Origin of the sequence: Gracilibacillus phocaeensis (genome assembly GCF_900626275.1) — a bacterium.
GTDB lineage: Bacteria > Bacillota > Bacilli > Bacillales > Amphibacillaceae > Gracilibacillus > Gracilibacillus timonensis.
Map to the genome: position 1 here is coordinate 1540926 of NZ_LR131144.1, position 24442 is coordinate 1565367.

Consider the following 24442-nt stretch of genomic DNA (forward strand, 5'->3'; position numbering starts at 1 on the left):
TTCTTTATTTGTTACGCATTACACGCCAACATTGGGATGTGCTTTAAAGTGATCAATATATTCCAATGCCTTTCCAGTCCCAATAGCGACACTATCAAGCGGTTCATCTGCTACAAATACAGGCATTTTCGTCTCATCACTAATGACTTGATCTAAATCTCGGAGTAAAGCCCCGCCTCCAGATAAAACTATACCTCGATCCATTATATCTGCCGCTAATTCTGGCGGTGTGCTCTCTAATGTATTTTTTACCGCTTCTACAATAGCTTCTACGGTATCTCTTAGCGCAGAGGTAATCTCTGATGATTGGATCGAAATAGTTTTCGGTAAACCGGTAAGTAAGTCACGCCCCCTGATGTCCATCTCTTGATCACTCTCTAGTGCTTGAGCCGAACCTATATCCATTTTAATCGATTCTGCGGACCGTTCACCAATCATTAAATTATATGTTTTTTTGATATATTGGATAATGGCATCATCCATGTCATCTCCTGCAGTACGGATAGAACGACTAGTAACAATACCACCTAAAGAGATAACGGCTACTTCCGTTGTTCCGCCACCAATATCAACGATCATACTTCCTGTAGGTTCCCAAACCGGCAAACCAGCTCCAATTGCCGCTGCAAATGGTTCCGCAATCGGAAAGGCATCCTTTGCTCCTGCTTGTTTGGTTGCATCAATAACCGCCCGCTCTTCTACCATCGTAATACCAGATGGTACACACACCATCACACTAGGCTTTTTCGCTAGACTGGAGCGATTTTTCTGAGCTAATTTAATATAGTATTTCATCATCGAAGCAGTTGTGTCATAATCAGCTATTACACCATCCTTCATTGGGCGAATAACCGAAATATTCCCTGGCGTCCTGCCAATCATATTTCTTGCATCACTACCAACTGCTTCAATGTTACCTGTCGTTTTATTTATCGCAACAACAGAGGGCTCTCGCACGATAATCCCTTTACTTTTAATAAATACCAATGTATTTGCTGTACCTAAATCAATTCCTAAATCTTGTGAAAAATTAAATATACCCACTCTTTCTCTTCCTCTCAACCAAGTTATTCACTTCTATTATTTTATGCTTTTCTAAGCGATCAAGCAAGAAATTGTATGTTGTCACAATAAGGAGCGCCTCCATACAAGCAATTCTTGTATAAGGCGCTATTCATAGCTTGTAACTTCTATTATACTGAAAAAAAAACAAAATAGATAGTATTATAAATACATGTATAAAAAGTTCGTTAAAAAGAATCATTTGTCTGTACATTTTCACGTTGCAGAACATCCGTAGAGACAGACATAAGCCAAGTGAACTTCTTGGTTTTAATACAGGAAAAAGATATCAAAACTCTATTACGTATAAAATGATGAAATGATCATTCTCTAGGATTTTGCCATCATTTTCAGAATAGGTGGTTCAAGCAGCGACAGTTCCATGTAGTAACAAAGGACCAAGTGTGTTTCTTTGATCTTCTATTATAAATACCCTTTTTCTTTTAAAGAGATAAAGGTATTATCCCCGATAATGATATGGTCTAATAGATCTATTCCAATCATCTTGCCACTATCTGCTAAACGTTTGGTTACATGAATGTCTTCTTGAGAAGGAGAGGGATCACCAGATGGATGATTGTGGGCACAGATTATCGAGGCCGCCGATCGCCTGACCGCTTCACGAAAAACTTCTCGCGGGTGCACAATCGACGAGTTAAGACCTCCAATAAAAATAGTTTGTCGATGTAAAACTTGATTTTTTGTATTAAGATATAGACAGACAAAATGTTCTTGCTTCAACGTCTTCATCTTCTCCATCAAGAAATTGGCACCATCCTCAGGGGTACGAATCGTGTAACGTTCTGGCTTTTTGTATACTTGAATCCGCTTACCAAATTCAACAGCAGCTAAGATGTTTACTCCCTTTACTTGGCCAATTCCATTGATGTTGGTCAATTCTTCAATGGTTACCTCTCGCAGCATGGACAAGCCTTCAAAGTGACGCAGTACCTTTTCCGCCAACTGATGAACATTTTCTTGGCGCGTTCCTGATCCCAATAATATCGCCAGTAACTCTTGATTCGATAAATGACTTGCGCCGTGTTCTAACAGTCGCTCACGTGGTCGGTCCTCTTTCGGTACTTCTTTCATTTTAATCGTTGTTGGCAGTTTCATTCTTTGTCCTCCTTTTCGCAATGATCTTATTGTAATAGGAAAAACAGCTGCCAACAAATGGTGAAAAACAGATTTGTGGTCGTTCACTACATCAGAAAAGCATCGTTTGCTAATGGTATAATCCGAATATAGCTTACTTTTACGTATCACTTTTAAGATTTTACTTATTCCGTTATTTATTGAGAAAGCATCTGATAAGCTTGAATTAATTCTAAAGTTGCCGCTTGTATCGCTTGTTCATTATTGGCTGATTGGATTTGCTCCAGTGCTTCTGTGATTGGTGCAGTGTCCAATGAATCTGTTCCTTGCCATTGATCGATTGCCCCTGCAGCATCTGCTCCCTCTAACAATTGCGTGATGATTGATTCCAATTGCGTTAATGCCTCCTGATCTGCACCGGTTATTTCCATAGAGTCCGAAGATATCTGCCATGGTTTGCCTGCATAAAATTCCATATCAGAAGGTAACTCGGAACTGGCAAATGCCTTTGAGCCTGCTTCATTCCCATCAACCCCTACCAACACATGAAATTGATTGTCTTCCACCCATGTCACAGATTTAATTTCTGCCCCTTGTAAGCGATCGACCAATTCTTGTGCCTTTGCTTCTTCGCTAAAAACACCAGCCTGTGTAACAAAAAAGGAAAAACTTTGTGATGCAAAGGTTGATGTGCTTTCAGTACCGTTTCCCTCGGCCTTGGTCGTCACAGTTTGTCCATTTGCCTGTCCTCCACTTTGAAAAGTTACTTCTTCTGGGTCTAAATCAATAAATATCTTCAACATAATCACACCTAAACTGACGCCAATGATTACAGCAATAAGCGTCGAAATAAGCAACCCTTTATACTTTTCGAAAAAAGAAGTTTTTTTTGAATAAGAAAAAGCTTGATTACCTGTAACGTGGGTATAACTTCCATTGTCCCAATCACTGTACCCTTTATGCACCAGCACATTATCTTGATTCGCTTGCTCTGTGTTACCTTCTTGATCTGTAGATGGAAATCTTGAACTATTTTTCTCTTCCATGCTTCTCCCTCGTTTCACCTTTGTTTCTATCACCCTACCATAATTGCTATAAAAAGTAAGACGACTTTTGTCAGTCTAGTAAAAAAAGTATCCGGCAATTAACGACAAAACAAAGAAACTTCATGGATAAAACGATAAATAATACGCAATAATAGGTTCTCCGCTAAACCAAGCTACCAATCCGGCAATAGCTAGAAATGGGGCAAAAGGGATCGGTCGTTTGTGGTGGATAAGGCGCAGCGCGATAAGACCATAACCCAACACCAATCCCAGCAAACTGGCGATAGATAAGGTTAATAATACACCTTTCCAACCTATTACTATCCCTATAACTGCCATCAATTTCATATCTCCTGCCCCCATCCCGCCACGAGACAATAGAATAATCAGCAACAAAAGCACGAATCCAAGGAGACTGCCCCAAATAATGTCATACCATGGAGTTGGTGTCTCTAGTAATCGCATGAAAAGTAATAGTGGAGTAAAACAAAGAAGTAAACGATCAGGAATTAACAGATAACGAATATCTGTTATGATCACAATCATCAATAAGGAGACAAAGAAGAGGCTGAGTAGACAAGCTGTGGACAAGCCAAAGAAATGATAACTCAACATAAACAAAAAGGCTGTACTTAATTCAATCAAGGGGTAAATGGGAGAAATTAGTTGTTGACAATGACGACATTTTGCAAATTGAAGTAGATAGGATACAACCGGGATTAGCTCATACCAACGGAGTACATGCCGACAATGCGGGCAAATGGATCGGCTCTGCTCTAAAAAATTTTGTTGCGGCACCCTTATTCCGACCACATTGAAGAAGGAGCCAAATACAAGTCCTAATAGACAAAAACATACATAGGGAAAAATGTGCAACACCGCCTTTATATAGAATATAGAGGAGTGCACGGAAGAGAGGGATAGTTCCCTTTCATTATAGAACAATGGACTATTATTGTCTATGTGGATGTAAGAAACACCCGCGAAAAAATTAATCGTTTTTCGCAGGCGAGTGATTCAACAAATACTTTCTTACTTGTGTAACAAATTCAACGGACCCAGTAACATACAATCGATCCATAGGCGCTAATGATAGTAAGAACGTTTTCCAGTCTACTGTCTGTACCTTAGGGAATGATAATGCTATTTCCTCTGTCTTAGCTGCCCGTGGATGGTCAAAAGTTGTACAGAGAATTTCATCAAACTGTCTTGCTAAACACGTCATCATGGCTGTAATGGGTTTATCTTTGAAAACAGCAAATAACACTTTTGGGGATTTACTGTTATCCCGTTGCGAAACGGTCCGACAAAATGCCTGTATGGACTCGTGATTATGAGCACTGTCTATAATAATCAACGGATGGCTCATCACCTGTTCAAAACGCCCCGATATAAAGGCATTGGATAATCCTATTTCCATATGCGCTTTTCCTATTGTAAAACCGTGTTCCTTTAATTGCTGACAAGCGGCAACAGCCAGTGCGGCATTGTCTACCTGATGCTCACCCACTATCTGTTTCGTAAATGTCAATCGATCACTACCCATCGTTAATTGTACCTGATCTATCCTATCAAGTGGGACATACTGATCCACGCTAAGCTGTTGTTCCAACCAAATCAAAGGGGCCGTTTGCCGTTCCGCTTCCGTTATAAACGTCTCTCTCGTACAAGCAGGGACTCTGCCCACTATCACTGGTGTATCCTTTTTGATAATACCTGCCTTATGGTAGGCGATCGCTTGATAGGTGTCTCCGAGAAAACGTTGATGATCTAAACCAATGGTTGTCACCACCGATACAAGTGGAGTGAGAATATTTGTGGTGTCCTCTCTCCCTCCCATCGCAACCTCAATAATGGCAATATCGGCAGACGCTTGTAAATGGACGAAGGCGATAACCGTTAATATTTCAAATTCGCTGGGAGGATCCTGTTGCTGATCTAATTGCTCAATACTCGGCAGCAGTCGTTGCAAAATATCAATAAAATCAGTGTCTGTAATCGATTGGTCACCCACTTCGATCATGTCCAAGAATGTCTCTTTTGGCGGAGAGGTGAAACTGCCCACACGATAACCTGCTTGCTCTAGTATACTCTTTAAAAAGACAACCGTAGAACCTTTTCCATTTGTACCTGCAATATGAACGGCATTCAGTAATTGCTCTGGATTTCCAACTGCTCCAGCCAGCTTCTCCACCCTTTGTAGGCCTGGTTTAATGCCTAATTGCCTGCGTTGTTGAAAAAAGTCGTGTGCTTCTTCCATTGATTGGATGCTTTTGTTAGACATGATTTTTTCACCCCTATTATCAGATAGACAGAACATTCTATGTTGTTGCTTGCTCTTAATGTAAAAATATACGATGACGGATTTTTCAGTATCGAGAACACTTCATTCTTGTCGTGAAAATTATTTTGGTCTATTTAACATCATCCCGTCTTATCAACAGTCACTTTCTGTGGACCGATTTTGACCTTGACGAATGGTGATGCCGATAAGATGGATTATGTAAAGTATCTAGTTCCATTATTCCATGTAGTAAAGTTGATTGTTTGTCTCTGCTAGATGGCGCTCCGAAAATAGGTTCCGCGTTCCGTGGGCTTGCGCTCAGCCTCCTCGTCAGCGAAGTTCGCTTCCTGCGGGGTCTTCACACTGCGTTTTCCCACAGGAGTCTCCACCTATTTTCTCCGCTAGGTAGTAGGACTACAATCGAATGACTGCTAGGATGTAGCATTCTAGGCACCATCATCATGCTAGATAAACTTTGTTGAGAGTATGATTCGATCATACATTATGGTTTTTATAAATGAAAGAACCATTTTGTAGCACGATCCATATGCAGTCGAAAAATCAGTTGGCGATTTTCTCTTTTTGCTACAAAATTATTTAGGTACTTAGAACGCTTCATCCTTGCAGTAACAACCATTGTTGTACGTATATCTAGCGGAGGGAATATGCGGAGACTCCTGTGGGACCAGGACGAGCTGAAGATCCACTTGTAAAAGCGCTCTTCTTTTGCAAGTTAGCTGAAGCCGGCCCCACGGAAAGCGTAGCATATTCCCGCAGCGCTTGCTTTGCACAGATAAAACGATCAAACTCACCACTAAGAAAAGTGGGCTACTTTACATAATCCATCTTATCGGCAGTTCAGTGGCTACTTTTAGTTATTCGTAAAGGACCGGGCGAATTTTGCCCGGTTTTTTCATTAATTATTTTTGTAACTCTTGAATACGTGCCTCTACCTTTTCTCTTTTCACAATATAATCTCTTTGTTTGTCTTTCTCTGCCTCGACTACTTGAGCGGGTGCCTTACTGACAAAACCTTGATTAGCTAATTTCTTTTCTACTCTAGCTACCTCTTGGTTTAATTTCTCGTGTTCCGCTCGCAGACGAGCCAGTTCTTTATCGATATCAATCAAACCTTCCAACGGCAGGAATATCTCTGCTCCTGTTACCACTGCAGACATTACCTTATCTGGAATGTCAAGCGATGTACCAATCGTTAGCTCACTTGGATTACAAAAACGTTCCAGATAGCTTTTGTTTGCTTCAAGCTGCTCTTGATTTGCTGTATCATTCGCCTGAATTAAAATGGGTATTTCTTTGGACATTGGTGTATCCACCTCAGCCCTTGTATTTCGAACCGAACGAATAATAGCAACCAGTTTCTTCATTACTTCGGCAGACTCCTTATTCGAAAGGGAATCGTCTACCGTCGGCCAGGAAGCGAGCACAATCGATTCTCCTTGATGTGGCAACTGCTGCCAAATTTCCTCCGTCACAAACGGCATAAATGGGTGAAGCATACGCATGGTAGCGTCTAAGACATACGCTAGAATGGAGCGTGTTGTCCGTTTCGCATCTTCGTCCTCCCCATAGAGCGGCAATTTGGCCATTTCAATATACCAATCACAGAAATCATCCCAAATAAAGTTATATAAATATCTGCCAGCCTCACCAAAATCATATTTATCAACATGGCGAGTCACCTGCTCGATCGTCTCGTTCAACCGGGTGAGAATCCATTGATCGGCAACGGATTTTTTTCCAGTTATATCGATCTGTTCGTGCGTCAGACCTTCCATATTCATCAACACAAATCGCGAAGCATTCCATATTTTATTAATGAAATTCCAGGTCGATTCCACCTTCTCCCAGTGAAAACGCAGGTCCTGCCCAGGGCTTGAGCCGGTTGCTAGGAAATAACGCAGTGAATCAGCACCATATTTTTCGATAACCTCCATCGGATCAACCCCATTGCCTAATGACTTACTCATTTTACGGCCATCTGCAGCACGAACTAACCCATGGAGCAATACATCTTGGAACGGTCGCTGATCAGTAAATTCCTTTGATTGAAAAATCATCCGCGATACCCAGAAGAAAATAATATCATACCCTGTAACGAGTACATTGGTTGGGAAAAAGTGTTTAAATTCCTCCGACTCCAAATTCGGCCACTCTAAAGTAGAAAATGGCCATAAGGCAGAAGAAAACCATGTGTCCAACACATCCTGATCCTGTTCCCAATTCTCCTCATCAGCCGGGGCTTCCTTGCCAACATAGATCTCTCCAGTTTCTTTGTGATACCAAGCAGGAATACGGTGTCCCCACCATAATTGACGAGAAATACACCAGTCCCGAATATTCTCCATCCAGCGCAGATACGTTTTCTCAAAGCGTTCAGGAACAAAATGGACTTTCTCTTCATCTGTACCTTGTTGCATATCGATTACAGCATCTGCTAAAGGCTGCATGTGGACAAACCATTGCGTAGATAAATAAGGCTCTACTACAGCGCCACTTCGCTCCGAGTGTCCAACTGAATGCATGTGTTCTTCGATTTCAAATAGAACGCCTTGATCTTGTAAGTCTTTTACAATCTGTTGCCGACAATCAAAACGATCCAAGCCTTGATACTTACCAGCATTTTCATTCATGGTGCCGTCCTCATTCATAATCAACACTCGCTCTAATTGATGGCGTTCCCCCACCTCAAAGTCATTGGGGTCATGAGCAGGGGTGATCTTTACAGCACCCGAACCAAATTCCATATCAACATAAGCATCAGCAACAATCTCGATTTCACGACCAATGATAGGTAGTTTTACCTTTTTGCCAATTAAGTGCTGATAGCGCTCATCGTCTGGGTGAACGGCTACCGCGGTATCTCCAAGCATCGTCTCCGGTCTTGTTGTCGCAATCTCAATATGACCGGAACCATCTACTAAAGGATATCTCATATGGTAGAAATGTCCTTGAACATCTTGATAGATCACCTCAATATCCGATAGCGCCGTTTTTGTATCAGGATCCCAGTTGATAATATATTCTCCACGATAAATGAGATCTTTTTCATATAATTTCACAAAAACCTCTTTTACCGCTTCGGATAATCCTTGATCAAGGGTGAAGCGTTCGCGGGAATAATCGAGACCTAATCCAAGCTTTTCCCACTGTTTCCGAATGAAGCCGGCATATTCTTCTTTCCAATTCCAGGCTTGCTCGAGAAATTTATCCCGTCCTAGATCATGGCGTGAAACACCTTCTTCACGCAGTTTGGCCTCCACTTTCGCTTGAGTAGAAATTCCAGCATGGTCCATCCCCGGCAAATATAATACATCATAACCTTGCATTCTTTTCACTCTCGTAATAATATCTTGCAAAGTCGTATCCCAAGCATGACCGATGTGCAGCTTCCCTGTGACATTTGGCGGTGGGATAACGATTGTAAATGGTTCCTTACTGGTATCATTCTGTGCTTCAAAATATTTTCCCTCTATCCATTTCTGATACCTGCCTTGCTCAACGGCAGCAGGATCATATTTTGACGGCAAATTTACTTCCGGCTGTTGTGTCATGTCTCTTCCTCCTTTTTCTGTGGACATTACAAAACCCTTCTCATCCTATTATATAAAAGGACGAAAAGGGTTAACTTCCGCGGTACCACCTTTGTTTATAGACAACCTGCCTATACACTCATTCAAGAAAATAACGGTTCCCACCGGCTAAACCTACTCGATTTTCAGCATAGCTGCTCTCAAGGCTACCTTCCTTCATCCCTTTTCGAGAAAACCTTTCAGCCAGTGGGTTTTCCTCTCTTTCGAACGGTGTGAAGTACTCTTCCTCATCAATGCATTTCATTGTTTATTTCTCATTACGTTATATGTTATTGTAGCTAAAAGGGTGTTCATTCGTCAAGTTTATTGTTAGAAAGTTCTATCACTTAAGCTGGGCATATCGATTAAAGAAGGTTTTATAGCCAAAATATAAAAACAGAATAACCGATAGAGAAACATTGCCCACCACACCCAGCATGATGACAATTTGATATTTGATCGCGTCTAAAGGCCCGGCACCTGATAAAATCACTCCAGTCATCCTACCCGGCAAAAATACGATTCCCATTCCGATCATACGGTGAATCGTTAGTAAAATAATCGAATCAAAGACATAATTTATAATCCCTTGAGGTCGCCCCTCACATTAGAGCTGCCTCTAATTCCTTTCTGTTGGCCTGATAACCCGTCAAAGCTGCTACCCCTAAGGTAATCCCTGTCATTGAATTTCCTACCAGCAAGACGACTATGGAGATAAAGTAACGAGGGTCACACCATGGAGAGAATTGCACGACAATGAAATTAAAATAGAACAAGGCAAAGGGAGGAAAGGGCGCTACTCTACATAATCCAACCTTATCTGCATCTCGGTTCATTCAAGGTCAAAATCGGTCCATATCCTATAATGCTGATCTTCTAAAAAAGAGCAGTCACCTTACGAGGCAGCTGCTCTTTTCTATACTTAGCGAAAATCTCGCTTATCTTCCATTTTTCTTGAAATTAGCACATATCCAACGGTTGCTAATGCTGTCAATAATGTATAGAACAATGTGTTTTTCATCTTGCTTTCCTCCTTGTAAGAAGAACTTGATATTTACCTCTAAAAAAGCGAATCTTTAAAATGGACGGAATTTCCCTTTTCTCAAGACGAGCATTGGTCCGCCAAGCAAGAACAGGTAACGATCATCAATGACATTTTTCATGACACTGGCAGATAAGCCATATAGTTTATTACCATCAAAAACCGTCCCCATCGCATCACTTCCACCTAATGAAGCCACTGTTCCCTTGTCATCAAAGGAAAATTCTTGTAAGGTACCACCAAAGATAGAAGTCTTAATGTTGTGAGCACACACATCTGCCTCCTGGATAGCAATTTGTGCAGTTGGAGGATATGGTTTGCCTGTTTCATTATTCATTACCCACGCACAATCACCGAGCATGTAAACTTCTTCATCACCAGGCGCACGCAGCGTGGCGTCAACATTCACTTTTCCTTTGGTCAATTCAAAGCCTGACTCACCAATGATTCGATTAGCTTGTACACCACCAGTCCAAACAATGGTACCTGCTTTTATTTCTTCGTTATCCTCGCCAACAATAACCGAATCTGCTTTTACTTCTTTAATCATCGTACCTAGTTTGAACTCAATACCACGAGCCTCTAAGGAATCCTTTGCATAATTTAATAATTCTTCGTCAAAACCGGGTAGAATGGTTTCCATTGCCTCGATATCAATAATTCGTACATCCCGGCGCGGAATGTCATATTTCTTGCACAAGACCGGAATCCGTTCCGCTAGCTCACCGAGGAACTCAATACCTGTGAATCCAGCACCACCAACAATAATCGTCAGCATACTTGAATCAGGATTAGCCTCATTGCGATAACGGGCAAATTGATATTCGATATGATCGCGAATCAACCGGCTTTTATCCACACTTTGAATCGAGAAGGCATGTTCCTCCATCCCTTTAATACCGAATGTAGCTTTTTCAAAACCTAACCCGACTACTAAATAATCATAATCCACTTTACCATTTTCCAATTGTACTGTTTTATCCGCTTTGTTAATTTTTTTCACGGTGTCATAGATCAAGTGAACACGTTTAGGGTTGATCACATCAGAGATCATTATACGCGAACGGTTAACATCAATCGTCCCTGCCGCCACCTCATGTAACCAAGTAGTTTGGTAGTGATAATTGTGTTTGTTAATCAGGGTAATCTCTGCTTCTTCTGGTGCAAATTGCTGCATTAATCGTTTAGTGGTCATCATCCCAGCATATCCAGCACCAAGTACAACTATTTTGGGTTTATTCTCTGACATACCTTTCATTCCTTTCTTTTCATTATGATCACTACTAAATTTTTGCTTTCACATAACCATATGTAACTGCATACAGTATAACAAAGATGTAAAAAGCCGTCTAATATGTTATACCCTTTCGAATAAAATATAATCATATCGCTACATAGTTATTGAAAAAAGAAAAGAGGTGTTTAGAATGAGTCGGTATTATCGATATCGCCTGCCTCCATGGGCAAGAGAATGGATTTTAATTTGTGAAAGATGTATGCTTCCGCTTGTAATCTTTCAGGCGATCCGCACGTTACTGCTGCCAACGACGTTTGATGTATTGCTTCTTGGTATCCTAATTGGTATTCTGATTGCCTTTCAATTAGAATGGATTTAACTCTATTCCATGACTTGCAGTTGCTGATAAACACTTGCCTGCATCTCGAATCCAAACAGCAAGGTGCGATAAATACGTTCCAGTTCCATGGAATATGACAAACTATCCAATCGATTGTTGTTTTGCTCCGTAGCCATATGTAACAAACGTGCTGGTGATAGTATTTGTAAAACAAACAACGATTTCTCAAAGTTGGTTAACGGCACATATTGACAATAGACTAGGAAGGCCTGCTTCAGTTTGTTCATATCGCAATCATGAAACTGAAATAGATATTGATAGTAGACCGTTAAATCGTAAGTAGGTGAGGACATGTAGGCGTATTCCCAATTCAATAGATACGTATAGGGGTTAGCTACCACATAATGAGATGGCTGCAGATTACCATGACATAAACAATACTTCATTTGTTCTGTTTTTTCTAGTTCTGTTACATAATAATTCTGCCATTCTTCCAACGTATCATATATCTGTAATAGATCGCGATAATACATACAGAACTGTAATTCTGCCGGTGCCATAAAACGTTTTGCCTCTATTTGACGCAGATAACCTAAGCTTTGTTCCCGATATTGCAATAATTCTTGTTGGAATTGTGCCGTTATCGTATCTTTATTATCTTTCAGTGACTGTGTTGGATGACTTTGCATCGTTGTCCCATGCAATCGTCCAATCGTATGCATGACTGTTTCATATTCATCAATGGGCTGCTCTTGTGTGCTGCGCTCCAACCAAGGCATTAAATAGTAGATAGCTTGCTGATCATAGATAAATGGCTGTTTTTGTTTACTCTGAAAAATCGGCGCAAACGCAAAGATTTGTTGTTGATCCAGATACTGCTGTATGGCTAACCATTTACCAAATACATCTTCCTGGTAAGGAGTGCGTTTCAGGGCATAGTATTGTTGATTGGCCTTGATCTTATACACCTTTTCCGTAACCTGTTCGATTTCTTCTGGTTGCAGTTGAAATGAATCCAGAATCTCGTTCCAATTCATTAGAAAACCTCCTCGAGATTGTTATCCTTCCTCCACCTAAAGACAATATAGGTTTTCTGGAGTTCCAAATCGTATAATACCAAGGATTATCTATATTCCCATTTTATCAGAAAAAAACCGAGCAAAACTCAACTGGTCCTTTATTACTATATAAGTGGAACGCATACATGTAACAAAAACGTGTGACAAACAAGTCTTTGCTCACATGCTTTCCTGCTAATACCTCGTTTGATCCATTTACACAGTATGATGAGATAACCAGATAAAATTCTTTGCTTAGTACAAAAAATCCCTTGCTGGTAGGACAAGGGATTCTATTGCTTCCTGCATATTAAGAAGATAGTGGGATATAAATAATCTGTCCCGTTGAAACATCCTCCTCTTCCAACCGATTCGTGCGGACGAGTTGATGCGTACTTACCTGATATCGTTCAGCAATATGATGGATTTGATCCTCCGGCTGTACGATATAAAGCTTCAATCGCGAATAATTGTTATCCTCTTCTTCTTGAAAAAGCTGTGACAAATAAGAAGTTTCATCGATATCCTGTTCTGCTGAACGAATATGGACTTGTTGCGTCTCCTCCGAAGGAACATCCACCACTTCGGCACCTTCTTCCTCGAAGTCTTCTATCTCCGCATCGGCAGTGTCTTCCGCCGTCGTTTTCTCTTCTTCAATGGCTTCTGCTTTCCTATCTGTTTCTTCTTGTTGAACACTTAACGTCGGTTCCTTTTCTTCTTGCCCCTCTGTCTCTTCTTGTGTAACAGATCGTTCCATTTGTTTTTCTTCTGTTGTGGTATTTTTGTGTGAAATCGGCTCTGCTACCTCCTCGTCACTATTGTTTTCCTCTTGCAATACCTGCTCTTCTTTTATGATTCGTTCTTCCTTCTGCAATAATGCTTCTTCCTGAGAGCTATCTTTCTTTATTTCCTGTATTTCCTCCTGCAATGCTTCTCTTTCCTGAATACTATCTTCATGTATTTCCTCTTCTTGCTCTAGCACTTCCTCCATCTTTTCGGGTATTGCTTCTTTGGCAGACGTTTCATCCATAATTGACGGGGTTACGTCTGCAACATCCGCAGAACGATTCACTGCAAACTGTTCTAGTTCTTCCTCTGTGATTTCCAAGTGAAAGCTTTCCTCACCCTCGTCCATCTCCTCTTCTTCCCGAAAAGCAGGCAGACTGTAAGTATCTTCTACTTCCTCTTCCACCTCTTCTACTTGCTGTCGAATGCCAGAGATAGCCAAGTTCACCTCAATTTCCATTTCAGCTGCAGAGTTTAATTTATAATCAAAGTGTTCTACATCTATCGCTACTGAATCCATGGATTCTACTCGATCAGCTGGAATGGAAATATCAATTAACAGCTTGTGAAAAAATTCATTGACGGTTTCAGACAATACATCCACTTGTTCTACATAAGTTCCGCGAATATCCTCTTCATTCTGCTCTATTGGGGCACTTGATCTCATATATTCTCCCTTTAGTTCCATCACTCCTCTAATGGACAAGCTGTGCTCCTGTTCATCAAAAGTAATGACAGGTTCCAGTCCAATCCCCAACATCTCTTGGATTTGCTGATCTTCTCGGAAGGCCAGTCTTTCCTGAAAATGAAACATAACGGTATCTTGCAACATCATTCCCCCTCTCCGATATACATGCGTTTCTCTTTATATGATATGAATCTTAATCGGTAATATGACTGTATTTCGTTAACAGAATCAAAAACGACCATCCTTTTATGGCTAACACAAAATAAAACGGATCTCCAAATAAAATCGATTATGTAAACTTGCTTTTGTAAATAGTGAGCTCCTAGGATAGGTAGGGTAAGGCGAACGATCATAATAAGAAAAACCGGGCGAATTTTGCCCGGTCCTTTACGAATAACTAAAAGTAGCCACTGAACTGCCGATAAGATAGATTATGTTAAGTAAAAGGCTATTCCAAGTGATCATGTTGAACATTTTTTATGTGCTAGGAAACGCTCCGGAAATAGGTTCCGCTTTCCGCGAGCTTGGCTCAGCCTCCTCGTCAGCAAAAACCGCTTCCTGCGGGGTCTTCACACTGCGCTTTTCTCGCAGGAGTCTCCACCTATTTCCTCCGCTGGGTAGTAGCACTACAATCGAATGACTGCTAGGATGAAGTGTTCCTGACACTATATTTCTGCCAATAAGTAAACCGCATAACCTTTTTCTGAGAACGATTCGATCATACATTATGACTTTTATATTTGTACCATGATCCATTACGCAGCCAAAGAATCATTTGACGATTTTTTCCGTTTGCTACAACAGTGTCTAGGTACCTAGAACGCTTTCTCCTTGCAGTAACAACCATTGTTGTACGCCAATCTAGCGGAACCTATTCCCGGAGCGCTTGCTTTGCACAGATAAAACGATCAAACTCACCACTAAGGAAAGTGGACTACTTAACATAATCTATCTTATCGGCACCACCATTCGTTCAAGATCAAAATCGGTCCACATCCTATCATACTCAGAATTCTATACTTTCTTACCTTTGAAAAAAAGATTCCGTATCCTCTATGATCTATAATCCGGCATATGAGAGATTATACAAGAATACACGAAAATAGGAGGGATGTACAAATCCCTGAAAAGAAAATCATTCAAAAGCGCTTTCCACCTTATCAACATAACGTTGGATGGAGGTTGACAGATACAAGAGGCAAGAAATATCTATTCGAAATATGCGATAAAGACGCGGTCACCTATCAGATAAACTTTAATCAGAAAGAATAGTATAAAAGTGAATATTTCCAATTGTTCACTGTTTTTGGGTGGGAATTTATCACGGAATAGGATTATTTTATCGTAAGCGATCAATAACCAAGTATCTATAAATGCAGCATCACCTCCTGTACACTTATGGTAAGACAAAGATACAGGAGGTTTTTCTATTTGATTGTTAATTTAAAGCAAGCGAAAGGGTTTTATATTGTATGTGGAAAAACAGACATGCGGTATGGGATTGATTCGTTGGCTTATACGGTGCAATCCCAATTCCATTTAGATCCTTTTCAAGAAGCGTTGTTTTTCTTTTGTGGAAACAAGCAGGATCGCTTCAAGATGCTGCATTGGGATGGAGAAGGTTTCTGGCTGTTATATAAACGGTTTGAAAATGGGCAATTAAAATGGCCTCGAACGACCAAAGAAGCCCGGGAACTGACCAGTCAACAAGTGGATTGGCTACTCCGTGGTTTTTCGATTGATCCACCGATACAAATCGCTTCTTCTCGCGCCTTTTATTAAATAAAGAGTGCTTTTATATCCCTTTTATGGTATAATATAGTTAGAAAATAAAAGGGAGAAACGCGTATGAGTCCCGAGGAGACATTACTAAAAATCAACGAAGCACAAGTGAAACAAATTGAACAATTAACAGCTCAGCTCGCTCAACAAGCGAATGAGCTGACATTGTTGCGGGAACAAGTCGCTTACCTCACCCAAAAAATCTTCGGTAAATCCAAAGAAACACTACCTCCTGATCATCAACTCACCTTCTTTGATGCAGCAGAAGCCCCTCCTATCGTGGAAGGGGAAATCGAGGAAGTTACCGTGAAACGAAAGAAAACGAAAGGCAGAAAAAAAGCCATCTTAGACCAGTTTCCGGAGCATCCTGTTCACCATCAACTGGAGGGGGAAGCCTGTACCTGTCCCACGTGCAAGGGAACGCTGGACGCTATCGGGAGCTATGCCGTGCGAGAAGAAGTCATTTACCTTCCTGCCAAGCTTCAACGAAAGGTGCACTACCAACATGCTTATAAGTGCGCAACCTGTTCCAAGCAGGGACCAGAAGATAAGATTATCAAAGCACCAGTTCCCAAAGCGCCTATCGATAATAGCTTGGGTTCTGCTTCGATTATTGCCCAGTCCATTCATCAGAAATTTGAGTTAAAAGTACCTGCCTATCGTCAAGAAAAAGGTTGGCACCGCATTGGTTTACCTATTACGCGCCAACAAATTGCCAATTGGCATATACGAGTGTCGGATTATTATTTAGCCCCTTTTTATCAACTGTTGAAAGACACGCTACTTCAACAGCCGATGTTACATGCCGATGAAACAACGTATCGGGTATTGGAAAGTGATACCGTGAATACGCATTTTTGGACCTTTTTAAGCGCCAAATATAGTGAAAAGCCGATCACGCTCTATCATCACGATCCAAGTCGGGGAGCCCATGTCGCCCAAAGCTTCCTTGATACGTATAAAGGGTACATCCATTGTGATATGTGGAAAGCTTATCAAGCCCTTTCTAACGTAGAGTTGGTCGGGTGTTGGGCGCATGTTCGTCGCAAATTCATAGACGCGATGCCAAAGGGTTGTCCCGCTGATGCGTTGAGTCGACAAGCAGCCGAGAGGTGTGACCAATTCTTCACGTATGAGCGCGCGTGGTCCAAACTATCCGATGAGGAAAGGCTGGAGAAACGCCAAACCATCTTGAAACCCAAAATGGATGCCTTTTTTGATTGGTTACGGGAACAAGATCCTTTATCCGGCAGCAAGTTAGGCGAAGCGATACAGTATGCTTTGACATACGAGTCCACGTTTCGCACGGTCTTGAAAGATGCGAAACTAGCGCTTGATAACAACCGAGCCGAACGGGCCATCAAACCCTTCGTGATGGGAAGAAAAAACTGGTTATTCAGCGCCACCTATGAAGGAGCGACAGCCGCTGCGATTATCATGAGTATCATCGAAACAGCGAAACAAAATAACCTCGTTCCCGAAAAATATATCACTTATTTACTCGAAGAACTTCCTAACCTTCCCACCTTAACCAATGAGGAAGATTTGAAGGCTTATTTGCCATGGCGTTCCCACGTCAAAGAACGTTGCCAGGAAAGAACGCTGCCAAAGCCACGAAACAAGAAATAAGGATAAATCTCCCCAACCCTTCTGTTCCTCTTTCTAGAACAGTTTATCGCAGGGTTGGGGATTTTTCTATACACTTGAGTATTGATCGCTTACATTTTATCTGGTCAAACACCCATTATGGTCGAGATTGTCTATTTTCTTTGCTTATTATGAAAAAACACCACCAAGCAATCTAATCTGCAAGGTGGTGTGGAAGATGACGCTTATTTTTTTGCTAATTTGGCGAACGCCTTTTCTACTGCTGCAATGGTTTTTTCTATATCTTCTTCGGTATGGGAAGTGGATAAGAACAATCCCTCGAATTGTGATGGCGGTAAGAAAATACCTTCTTCCATCATCGTACGATAGTAACTGGCAAATGCCTCGGTATCTGATTTTTTCGCCGTTTCAAAATTGATAACAGGTTCTTCTGCAAAAAAGATTCCTACCATGGAACCAGCTCGATTGATTTGTAGTGGGATCTGATATTCATCAGCGGCTAAACGGTATCCTTCTATCAAACGATCTACTTGTTGGTTTATCCATTGATAAGAAGAACGATCCAACGCCTTCAGTGTCTCTAGGCCAGCCGTCATAGCTAAAGGATTCCCAGACAGCGTACCTGCCTGATAAATATCGCCTACCGGGGCCACATGTTCCATAATCTCTCTCTTCCCCCCATAAGCGCCAACGGGCAGTCCGCCACCAATTACCTTTCCTAGACAGGTCAAATCCGGAGTGATTTCGAAATGACCTTGGGCGCAGTGGAAACCAACACGGAATCCTGTCATCACCTCATCAAAAATAAGCAAAGATTGATACTGCTTGGTAATATCCCTTATAGACGCTAAGAACTCTGCATCTGGCGGCACCACCCCCATATTCCCTGAGACAGGCTCAACGATGACAGCCGCTATATCATCACCAAATTGTTCAAAGGCATAACGAACGCTCTCAAAATCATTATATGGCACTGTTATCGTATGTTCAGCTACACTCTTCGGTACACCAGGGCTATCAGGCAAACCTAAGGTGGCCACACCTGAACCAGCCTTGATTAACAAGGAATCACCATGCCCATGATAGTTTCCTTCAAACTTCAGAATCTTATTCCGGCCCGTATAACCCCTGGCTAGACGCAAGGCACTCATTGTCGCCTCGGTACCTGAATTAACCATACGTACCATTTCGATCGATGGCACCCGATCAATGACCAACTGTGCTAATTCATTTTCCAAAAGCGTTGATGTTCCAAAGCTTGTACCTTTTGCCACGGCTTCTTGTAGTTTCGTGACAACCTGTGGATGGGCATGACCTAGAATTAGTGGTCCCCAGCTTAAGACATAATCGATATAGGCATTTCCATCAATATCATAAATTTTAGAACCTTCTCCATGATCCATATAAATCGGATTCATTCCTACCGATTTAAAAGCACGCACAGGTGAATTCACCCCTCCTGGCATTAAATCTATAGATTCTTTATAAGCATCTACTGACTTCTGGTTTTCTAACATGTTATTTGCCTCCTTCTCTATTTCGGAGCCATTTGGCAACATCTTTGGCAAAATAGGTAATCAAAATATCTGCACCTGCTCGTTTCATCGCCGTTAATTTCTCCAATACAATGGCTTGTTCATCCACCCAACCATTTTGACTCGCTGCTTTTACCATGGAATACTCTCCACTCACATTATAAGCTACAACAGGAACTGGATGTCGATCTTTCACTTCCCGAATAATATCCATATAGGCTAAGGCAGGTTTTACGATAAGAAAATCAGCCCCTTCTTCTATATCGGACTGCGCTTCACGCATAGCCTCTAACCGATTTGCTGGGTCCATTTGATACGTTTTTCGGTCACCAAACTGCGGCGTGCTTTCCGCTGCCTCGCGGAAAGGACCATAAAACGCAGAGGCATACTTCACTGCATAGGACATGATCGGAATATGTGTATAACCTTCCTTATCCAAACCTTTTCTAATCTCTGTCACAAAACCATCCATCATATTAGAGGGAGCAATAATATCAGCTCCCGCCTCTGCCTGGGTAATCGCTGTTTTTACATGAAGCGGCAGTGATTGGTCATTATCCACATCCCCAGCGCTGATCACCCCACAGTGCCCATGAGAGGTATACTCACAAAGACATGTATCAGCAATAATCAATAACTGATCTGTTTTTTGCTTAATGCGGCGAATGGCTTGCTGAACAATTCCATTCGGATCATATGCACCTGAACCAACTTCATCTTTGTTAGCAGGAATACCAAATAACAGGACAGAAGGAACACCTAAATCCAACAGCTCATCGATTTCTCCATCTAAATGATCCAATGATACTTGGTACACTCCTGGCATCGATCGGACTTCATCTCTGATATTGTCACCTTCCACAACGAACAGGGGATAAACCAAGTCAGCTGTGCTTAGTTCTGTCTCTCGTACTAGCCTTCTCATCACTTGTGAATGGCGCAGACGACGATGACGATCAAAATTGTTTGTTGCCATTAACGATCACCTTTTCTTAAATATTGTATATAGACATAAACCATGTCTTCTATAGTGTATGTTTCTGGATATATAATCTTGGAAAATTGCTGTTCTTCTAATACATTGGCGGTTGTATGCCCAATCGCTACTGCCGTCAGCTGTGTTGCCAGTTTCCTGAACATCCAATCAGGGAGAGACTGTTTAAACGCTTCAACGGTCGATGGACTAGTAAAAAAAACAGCATCTACACCAGAAACACTCTGAATCAGCCGTTGCTTGGATACTTTCTTTTTTATTGTACGATAAATGACGATTTTTTTAAAATAAATATCTGCTGCAGTCAGTATTTTGGGAATATCTTCTCGAGCACTTTCTCCACAAACTAAGGCGACGGACTGCTGCTGATATCGCTGCAGAAATTCCTTAGCCATTGTCTCACCACTGTATACAGATGGTTCAAAATCTATGTCATATCCTAAACGCAACAGCTCGTTTGTTGTTTTCTTACCTACAGAGCCAATCTTGTTGGTAACGGAATACGTCTCGCTTTGAACCCATTCATGGAAAAAACGGACGGTATTTGCACTCGTAAAAAAAAGCCAGTCAAATGGCGGCAACTGTTCTTCACATCGTTGTTCCAATTGCTGAAAAAGGGGTTCAAATTGCAGCAATGGGACAGATACGCAGTCCGCCCCATTCCTTTGTAATAATGTAATCAGGGGAGCTGCCTGAGATTCTTCTCTTGTCACCAAGACACGCTTCCCTGCTAAAGGCGAGTTCATTCTTGGTTTGCCTCGATCGCTTCATCGACCAATTGCTGGGCCCCTTGATCCTTTAATTTGTCAGCCGCCTGTTTACCAACTTGCTCAGGATCTGTACCCCTCACTACTTCTTTCAACACGGTCTTACCATCACTGCTCGCTACTAAAGCAGTAAGTATAATGTCTGTTCCCTCAAGGTAAGCATAGCCACCAATCGGTACTTGGCAGCCTCCATTCAATAGATGAAGAAAGGTACGCTCCGCCGTTACTGTTTTTTCGGTATAGGCATCATTGATCTGTTTTAATAAATCCAATAGTTCGGCATCATCTTCCCTACATTCAATCGCCAACGCACCTTGACCTACTGCTGGTACGCAAACATCTGGTTCCAAATATTCCGTTACGATTTCTTTATCCCAATTCATTCGATTTAAGCCGGCCGCCGCTAAAATGATCGCATCAAAATTCTCTTCTTTTAGCTTTCTCAATCTCGTTTCCACATTTCCTCTGATCCATTGAATTTCTAAGTCGGGACGTTCTGCTAATATCTGCGAACCTCTTCTTAAGCTGCTAGTTCCCACAATCGCACCAGCCGGAAGATCCTTTAGCGCCACATGATTATTTGAGATAAAGGCATCCCGATGATCTTCACGTACAGGGATCGATCCAATGATCAAACCTTCCGGCATGACAGCTGGCATATCTTTCATACTATGTACAGCAAAATCGATTTCCTTGTCATACATGGCCTTTTCGATTTCTTTTACAAATAATCCTTTTCCACCCACCTTAGACAAGGTTACATTGAGAATTTGATCTCCTTTTGTGACAATCTTCTTGATCTCAAACTCAAAGTGGTCACCAGCTCGTTCCTTTAATTGATCAATCACCCACTCCGATTGTGTGAGTGCTAAGTTACTTCGCCTTGATCCAACTACAACCTTACGCAATGTCATCCATCCTTTTTCTCACATAATTAATTCGTATAGCATCTGTATGCTTTTTCTTTCCCGCTAATAGTTGTCATAAAACCCCATCGATCCGAAAATGAAAGCATATGCACGTTTGCAACGGGTTAAGAAAAAACGCGCAAACTCTGCTCGGTCCTTTATTACTACCCAAAACCCGATACATCAACTCGGTTTTTATTCTCTTTTTATAAAAAAATGGTTAGGAATCATCCAAACCACTTTGAATAATCAGAAGACACTACTCTCTGACTCAGCGGCACAGCTGATTACATCCAGCTGTGCTTATTGTTATGAGCAGGCTGCCTGATTCCCTTAATGGGTTGATACATTCTGCAGCTTCTGAAATACTTTTTCTTTTGTTTTCGCCAAGGTAACTACCTTATCTTGCTCGGCTTGTTTCGTTTGTTCCACTACCTGATCCTCAATATTGAAGATTTTCATAAACAGATCCAAAGTTTCTTGCGCATCTTCCCTGCCAGCAAATTCTTTGGCCTGTAGAATTGGCTGCTTCAATAGTTGATTGACAATACTTTTGGTATGTTTATTCAATACTTTTCGTTCGCGTTCCGTTAGCTCTGGGATTTTCCGTTCAATACTCTTCATCGTCTCTTGTTGAATGGATAAGGCCTGTTCTCGCAATGCAGTAATAACCGGGACAACCCCTAATGTACCCAGCCATTCGTTAAACGCAATGATTTCTTCTTCAATCCATAATTCAATTTCCATTGATGCCGTTTGACGTACTTGCTTATTGGTATCTACCACATGCTGTAAGTCATCAATATCATAAAGAAACACATCTTCTAAATCTGCTAAAGCTGGATCTAAATCCCTTGGTACAGCAATATCCACAAAGAAAATCGGACGTCCTCTACGTTCAGATGCCACTTGTTGGTACATTTCCTTTGTCACTACATATTGATCGGAGCCCGTGGAGCTAATCACAATATCTGCTTCTTTTAAGGAATGAACCAACCCCTGAACCGTACATGCTTCTCCATTAAATTGCTCCGCTAATTGCCGGGCCTTCTCAATGGTACGGTTGACGACGGTTACTTGATTTGCGCCAGAACCATACACATTCTTAGCAGCTAGTTCTCCCATCTTTCCTGCCCCGATAATCATGACATGTTTATTTTTTAGATCTTGGAACAGCTTTTTGGCTAATTCAACCGCTGCATAACTTACAGAAACGGCATTCTCCCCGATCGCTGTACTTCGGTGTGCCTTCTTACCAATGGTAATCGCTTGTTTGAATAATTCATTAAAAATCGTACCCGTCAGTTGATGATGTTGAGCAGCTAAAAAGGTTTTTCGTACTTGACCTAGTATTTGTGTCTCTCCCATCACCATGGACTCCAAGCTGCAAGTCAATCGAAACAAGTGTTCAACAGCCGCTTCCTTTTCATAAATAATGATATGTGGTATAAAGTCCTCTTTGTCAATTTCAAACCAATCGGCAAGAAATTGCTTGATAAAGTATCTGCCCGTGTGAAGCTGATCAACAACGGCATATACTTCTGTACGATTACAAGTCGAAAGAATGACATTCTCTAAGATGCTTTTCTGTTTATTCAACGCTGTCATTGCTTCTACAAGCGTATCTTCACGAAAAGCAAGCAACTCTCGCACTTCCAAAGGTGCCGTCTTATAATTTATTCCTGCTGCTATAATGTGCACTATATCTACCCCCAAAAAAACAAAAGCCTAGCCAGTAATCTTCATTATAAAATACTCAAAAATAATTCTTTGTAGATTATTATTGTAATGAAGTTATTTTTCTCGTCATCAACCAGTGACTAGCAAAACTACTTTTATTATAACATGTTTTCCTAATGATTTCGTGATGATTTTATGAACAGTTACCGTATGAGTTATGGTAAAATGAAGTTCGGTACATTTATTATTAACAATTCATTTGTACTTTAGCATATTCAACATATTTTTTCAAGAAAATAAATTTAAATTAATAATCATTTTAATCTAGGAGTGTTTCGTTTGAAAAAGAATGGTTTGATGGCCTATTTATTAATTGGTATTGGTGTATTTTTCTTACTGCGAGAATTACACTTACCGATTTTAACCGATTTCTACTCATGGCCAACGCTTTTTATACTAATAGGGGCTGCCTTTCTCATCTATGCCTTTAATAGCAAAGAATATAAACAAATATTCCCTGGTGTCGTGTTACTGGGCTTCGGGATTCATTTTCATGGTCTGGCTCATTATCCTTTTTGGATTGATCATTGGGGAATGTACACACTTATCATCTCATTAGCTTTCTTGATTCGAGCCTTTAAAACGAAAAAAGGAGTAGTTCCGGGTCTTCTATTGTTAGCTCTTTCCTTGTTTGTCATGTTTGTTAATCAACAGCCAGGCTGGTTTTCGTGGGTTTATCAAGGAATGAACTGGTTAGAAAGGTTTTGGCCCGTACTATTAATTGCTATTGGATTTTATTTGTTATTGAAAAAGAAATAAGTAGCACGGTAAATGGTAAATGACTAGCTATAATGGTGAGGTGGATGGTCTTATGTGCAGGTGCTCCGGAAACCAGCTCCAATACAGTGTAACCGGAGCATTGTAATGCACATATAGTAAG

The 24442-nt window shown here is 41.2% G+C and carries 21 protein-coding genes and 1 other annotated feature; of the genes, 5 read left to right on the forward strand and 16 right to left on the reverse strand.

The window, feature by feature from the left end:
• Positions 1–18 precede the first annotated feature (18 nt).
• The 9 genes from E0E32_RS15160 to E0E32_RS15195 form a co-directional block, all read right to left on the reverse strand.
• Positions 19–1044, reverse strand: a complete 1026-nt coding sequence (locus tag E0E32_RS15160) for a rod shape-determining protein (protein WP_066194433.1) — start codon at positions 1042–1044, stop codon at positions 19–21.
• Positions 1045–1485: 441 nt separating this feature from the next.
• The gene (gene radC, locus E0E32_RS15165) at positions 1486–2178 is read right to left on the reverse strand and encodes a RadC family protein (protein WP_066194435.1); all 693 of its coding nucleotides are present in this window, start codon (positions 2176–2178) and stop codon (positions 1486–1488) included.
• Positions 2179–2354: 176 nt separating this feature from the next.
• Complete coding sequence (locus E0E32_RS15170; protein WP_130860089.1) at positions 2355–3203, reverse strand: SPOR domain-containing protein; 849 nt, start codon at positions 3201–3203, stop codon at positions 2355–2357.
• 120 nt (positions 3204–3323) lie between these two features.
• Positions 3324–4112, reverse strand: a complete 789-nt coding sequence (locus E0E32_RS15175; RefSeq protein ID WP_316245337.1) for a prepilin peptidase — start codon at positions 4110–4112, stop codon at positions 3324–3326.
• Positions 4113–4194: 82 nt separating this feature from the next.
• Complete coding sequence (locus E0E32_RS15180; RefSeq protein WP_165445043.1) at positions 4195–5487, reverse strand: bifunctional folylpolyglutamate synthase/dihydrofolate synthase; 1293 nt, start codon at positions 5485–5487, stop codon at positions 4195–4197.
• 920 nt (positions 5488–6407) lie between these two features.
• Positions 6408–9059 (reverse strand): valine--tRNA ligase, encoded by a 2652-nt coding sequence (locus E0E32_RS15185; protein ID WP_130860091.1) that lies wholly within the window; start codon positions 9057–9059, stop codon positions 6408–6410.
• 53 nt (positions 9060–9112) lie between these two features.
• Positions 9113–9341 (reverse strand) — a binding site (T-box leader).
• A 79-nt stretch (positions 9342–9420) separates the two neighbouring features.
• The gene (locus E0E32_RS22655) at positions 9421–9615 is read right to left on the reverse strand and encodes an ABC transporter permease (RefSeq protein ID WP_286171943.1); all 195 of its coding nucleotides are present in this window, start codon (positions 9613–9615) and stop codon (positions 9421–9423) included.
• A 64-nt stretch (positions 9616–9679) separates the two neighbouring features.
• Entirely contained in the window at positions 9680–9853 is a 174-nt protein-coding gene (locus E0E32_RS22660; protein WP_286171944.1) for an ABC transporter permease, read from the reverse strand.
• Positions 9854–10153: 300 nt separating this feature from the next.
• A complete protein-coding gene (locus E0E32_RS15195; protein ID WP_130860092.1) occupies positions 10154–11368 on the reverse strand; it encodes an NAD(P)/FAD-dependent oxidoreductase in 1215 nt (404 codons plus the stop codon).
• A 178-nt stretch (positions 11369–11546) separates the two neighbouring features.
• On the opposite strand from E0E32_RS15195, the gene E0E32_RS15200 reads away from it, so the two are divergent.
• Complete coding sequence (locus tag E0E32_RS15200) at positions 11547–11735, forward strand: YszA family small membrane protein (RefSeq protein ID WP_066194449.1); 189 nt, start codon at positions 11547–11549, stop codon at positions 11733–11735.
• Positions 11736–11737: 2 nt separating this feature from the next.
• Here E0E32_RS15200 and E0E32_RS15205 read toward each other — a convergent pair whose 3' ends face one another.
• Positions 11738–12733, reverse strand: a complete 996-nt coding sequence (locus E0E32_RS15205; RefSeq protein WP_130860093.1) for a phosphotransferase — start codon at positions 12731–12733, stop codon at positions 11738–11740.
• A gap of 331 nt (positions 12734–13064) precedes the next feature.
• Positions 13065–14369, reverse strand: a complete 1305-nt coding sequence (locus tag E0E32_RS15210; protein WP_165445044.1) for a LysM peptidoglycan-binding domain-containing protein — start codon at positions 14367–14369, stop codon at positions 13065–13067.
• Positions 14370–15659: 1290 nt separating this feature from the next.
• On the opposite strand from E0E32_RS15210, the gene tnpB reads away from it, so the two are divergent.
• Both tnpB and tnpC read left to right on the forward strand, forming a co-directional pair.
• Positions 15660–16010, forward strand: a complete 351-nt coding sequence (tnpB, locus tag E0E32_RS15215; protein ID WP_205410304.1) for an IS66 family insertion sequence element accessory protein TnpB — start codon at positions 15660–15662, stop codon at positions 16008–16010.
• Between the two features lie 66 nt (positions 16011–16076).
• Positions 16077–17639 (forward strand): IS66 family transposase, encoded by a 1563-nt coding sequence (tnpC, locus tag E0E32_RS15220; protein ID WP_286171945.1) that lies wholly within the window; start codon positions 16077–16079, stop codon positions 17637–17639.
• 203 nt (positions 17640–17842) lie between these two features.
• On the opposite strand, the gene hemL is transcribed toward tnpC, so the two are convergent.
• Genes hemL through hemC form a run of 4 tightly spaced genes read right to left on the reverse strand, consistent with a single transcriptional unit; the run spans position 17843 to position 21822 of the window.
• Positions 17843–19135, reverse strand: a complete 1293-nt coding sequence (gene hemL, locus E0E32_RS15225; RefSeq protein WP_130860095.1) for a glutamate-1-semialdehyde 2,1-aminomutase — start codon at positions 19133–19135, stop codon at positions 17843–17845.
• A gap of 1 nt (position 19136) precedes the next feature.
• Positions 19137–20129, reverse strand: a complete 993-nt coding sequence (gene hemB / locus E0E32_RS15230) for a porphobilinogen synthase (protein ID WP_066194460.1) — start codon at positions 20127–20129, stop codon at positions 19137–19139.
• A complete protein-coding gene (locus E0E32_RS15235) occupies positions 20129–20860 on the reverse strand; it encodes a uroporphyrinogen-III synthase (RefSeq protein ID WP_165445045.1) in 732 nt (243 codons plus the stop codon). Before E0E32_RS15235 ends, hemB begins: the two co-directional genes overlap by 1 nt.
• 29 nt (positions 20861–20889) lie before the next feature.
• Positions 20890–21822 (reverse strand): hydroxymethylbilane synthase, encoded by a 933-nt coding sequence (gene hemC, locus E0E32_RS15240; RefSeq protein ID WP_130860096.1) that lies wholly within the window; start codon positions 21820–21822, stop codon positions 20890–20892.
• Between the two features lie 97 nt (positions 21823–21919).
• Here hemC and E0E32_RS22320 point away from each other — a divergent pair, with 97 nt between their 5' ends.
• A complete protein-coding gene (locus tag E0E32_RS22320) occupies positions 21920–22150 on the forward strand; it encodes a hypothetical protein (protein ID WP_165445046.1) in 231 nt (76 codons plus the stop codon).
• A gap of 5 nt (positions 22151–22155) precedes the next feature.
• On the opposite strand, the gene hemA is transcribed toward E0E32_RS22320, so the two are convergent.
• Positions 22156–23523, reverse strand: a complete 1368-nt coding sequence (hemA, locus tag E0E32_RS15245; protein ID WP_066194468.1) for a glutamyl-tRNA reductase — start codon at positions 23521–23523, stop codon at positions 22156–22158.
• Positions 23524–23832: 309 nt separating this feature from the next.
• On the opposite strand from hemA, the gene E0E32_RS15250 reads away from it, so the two are divergent.
• Positions 23833–24321, forward strand: a complete 489-nt coding sequence (locus E0E32_RS15250) for a LiaI-LiaF-like domain-containing protein (RefSeq protein ID WP_350308630.1) — start codon at positions 23833–23835, stop codon at positions 24319–24321.
• Positions 24322–24442: the final 121 nt, after the last annotated feature.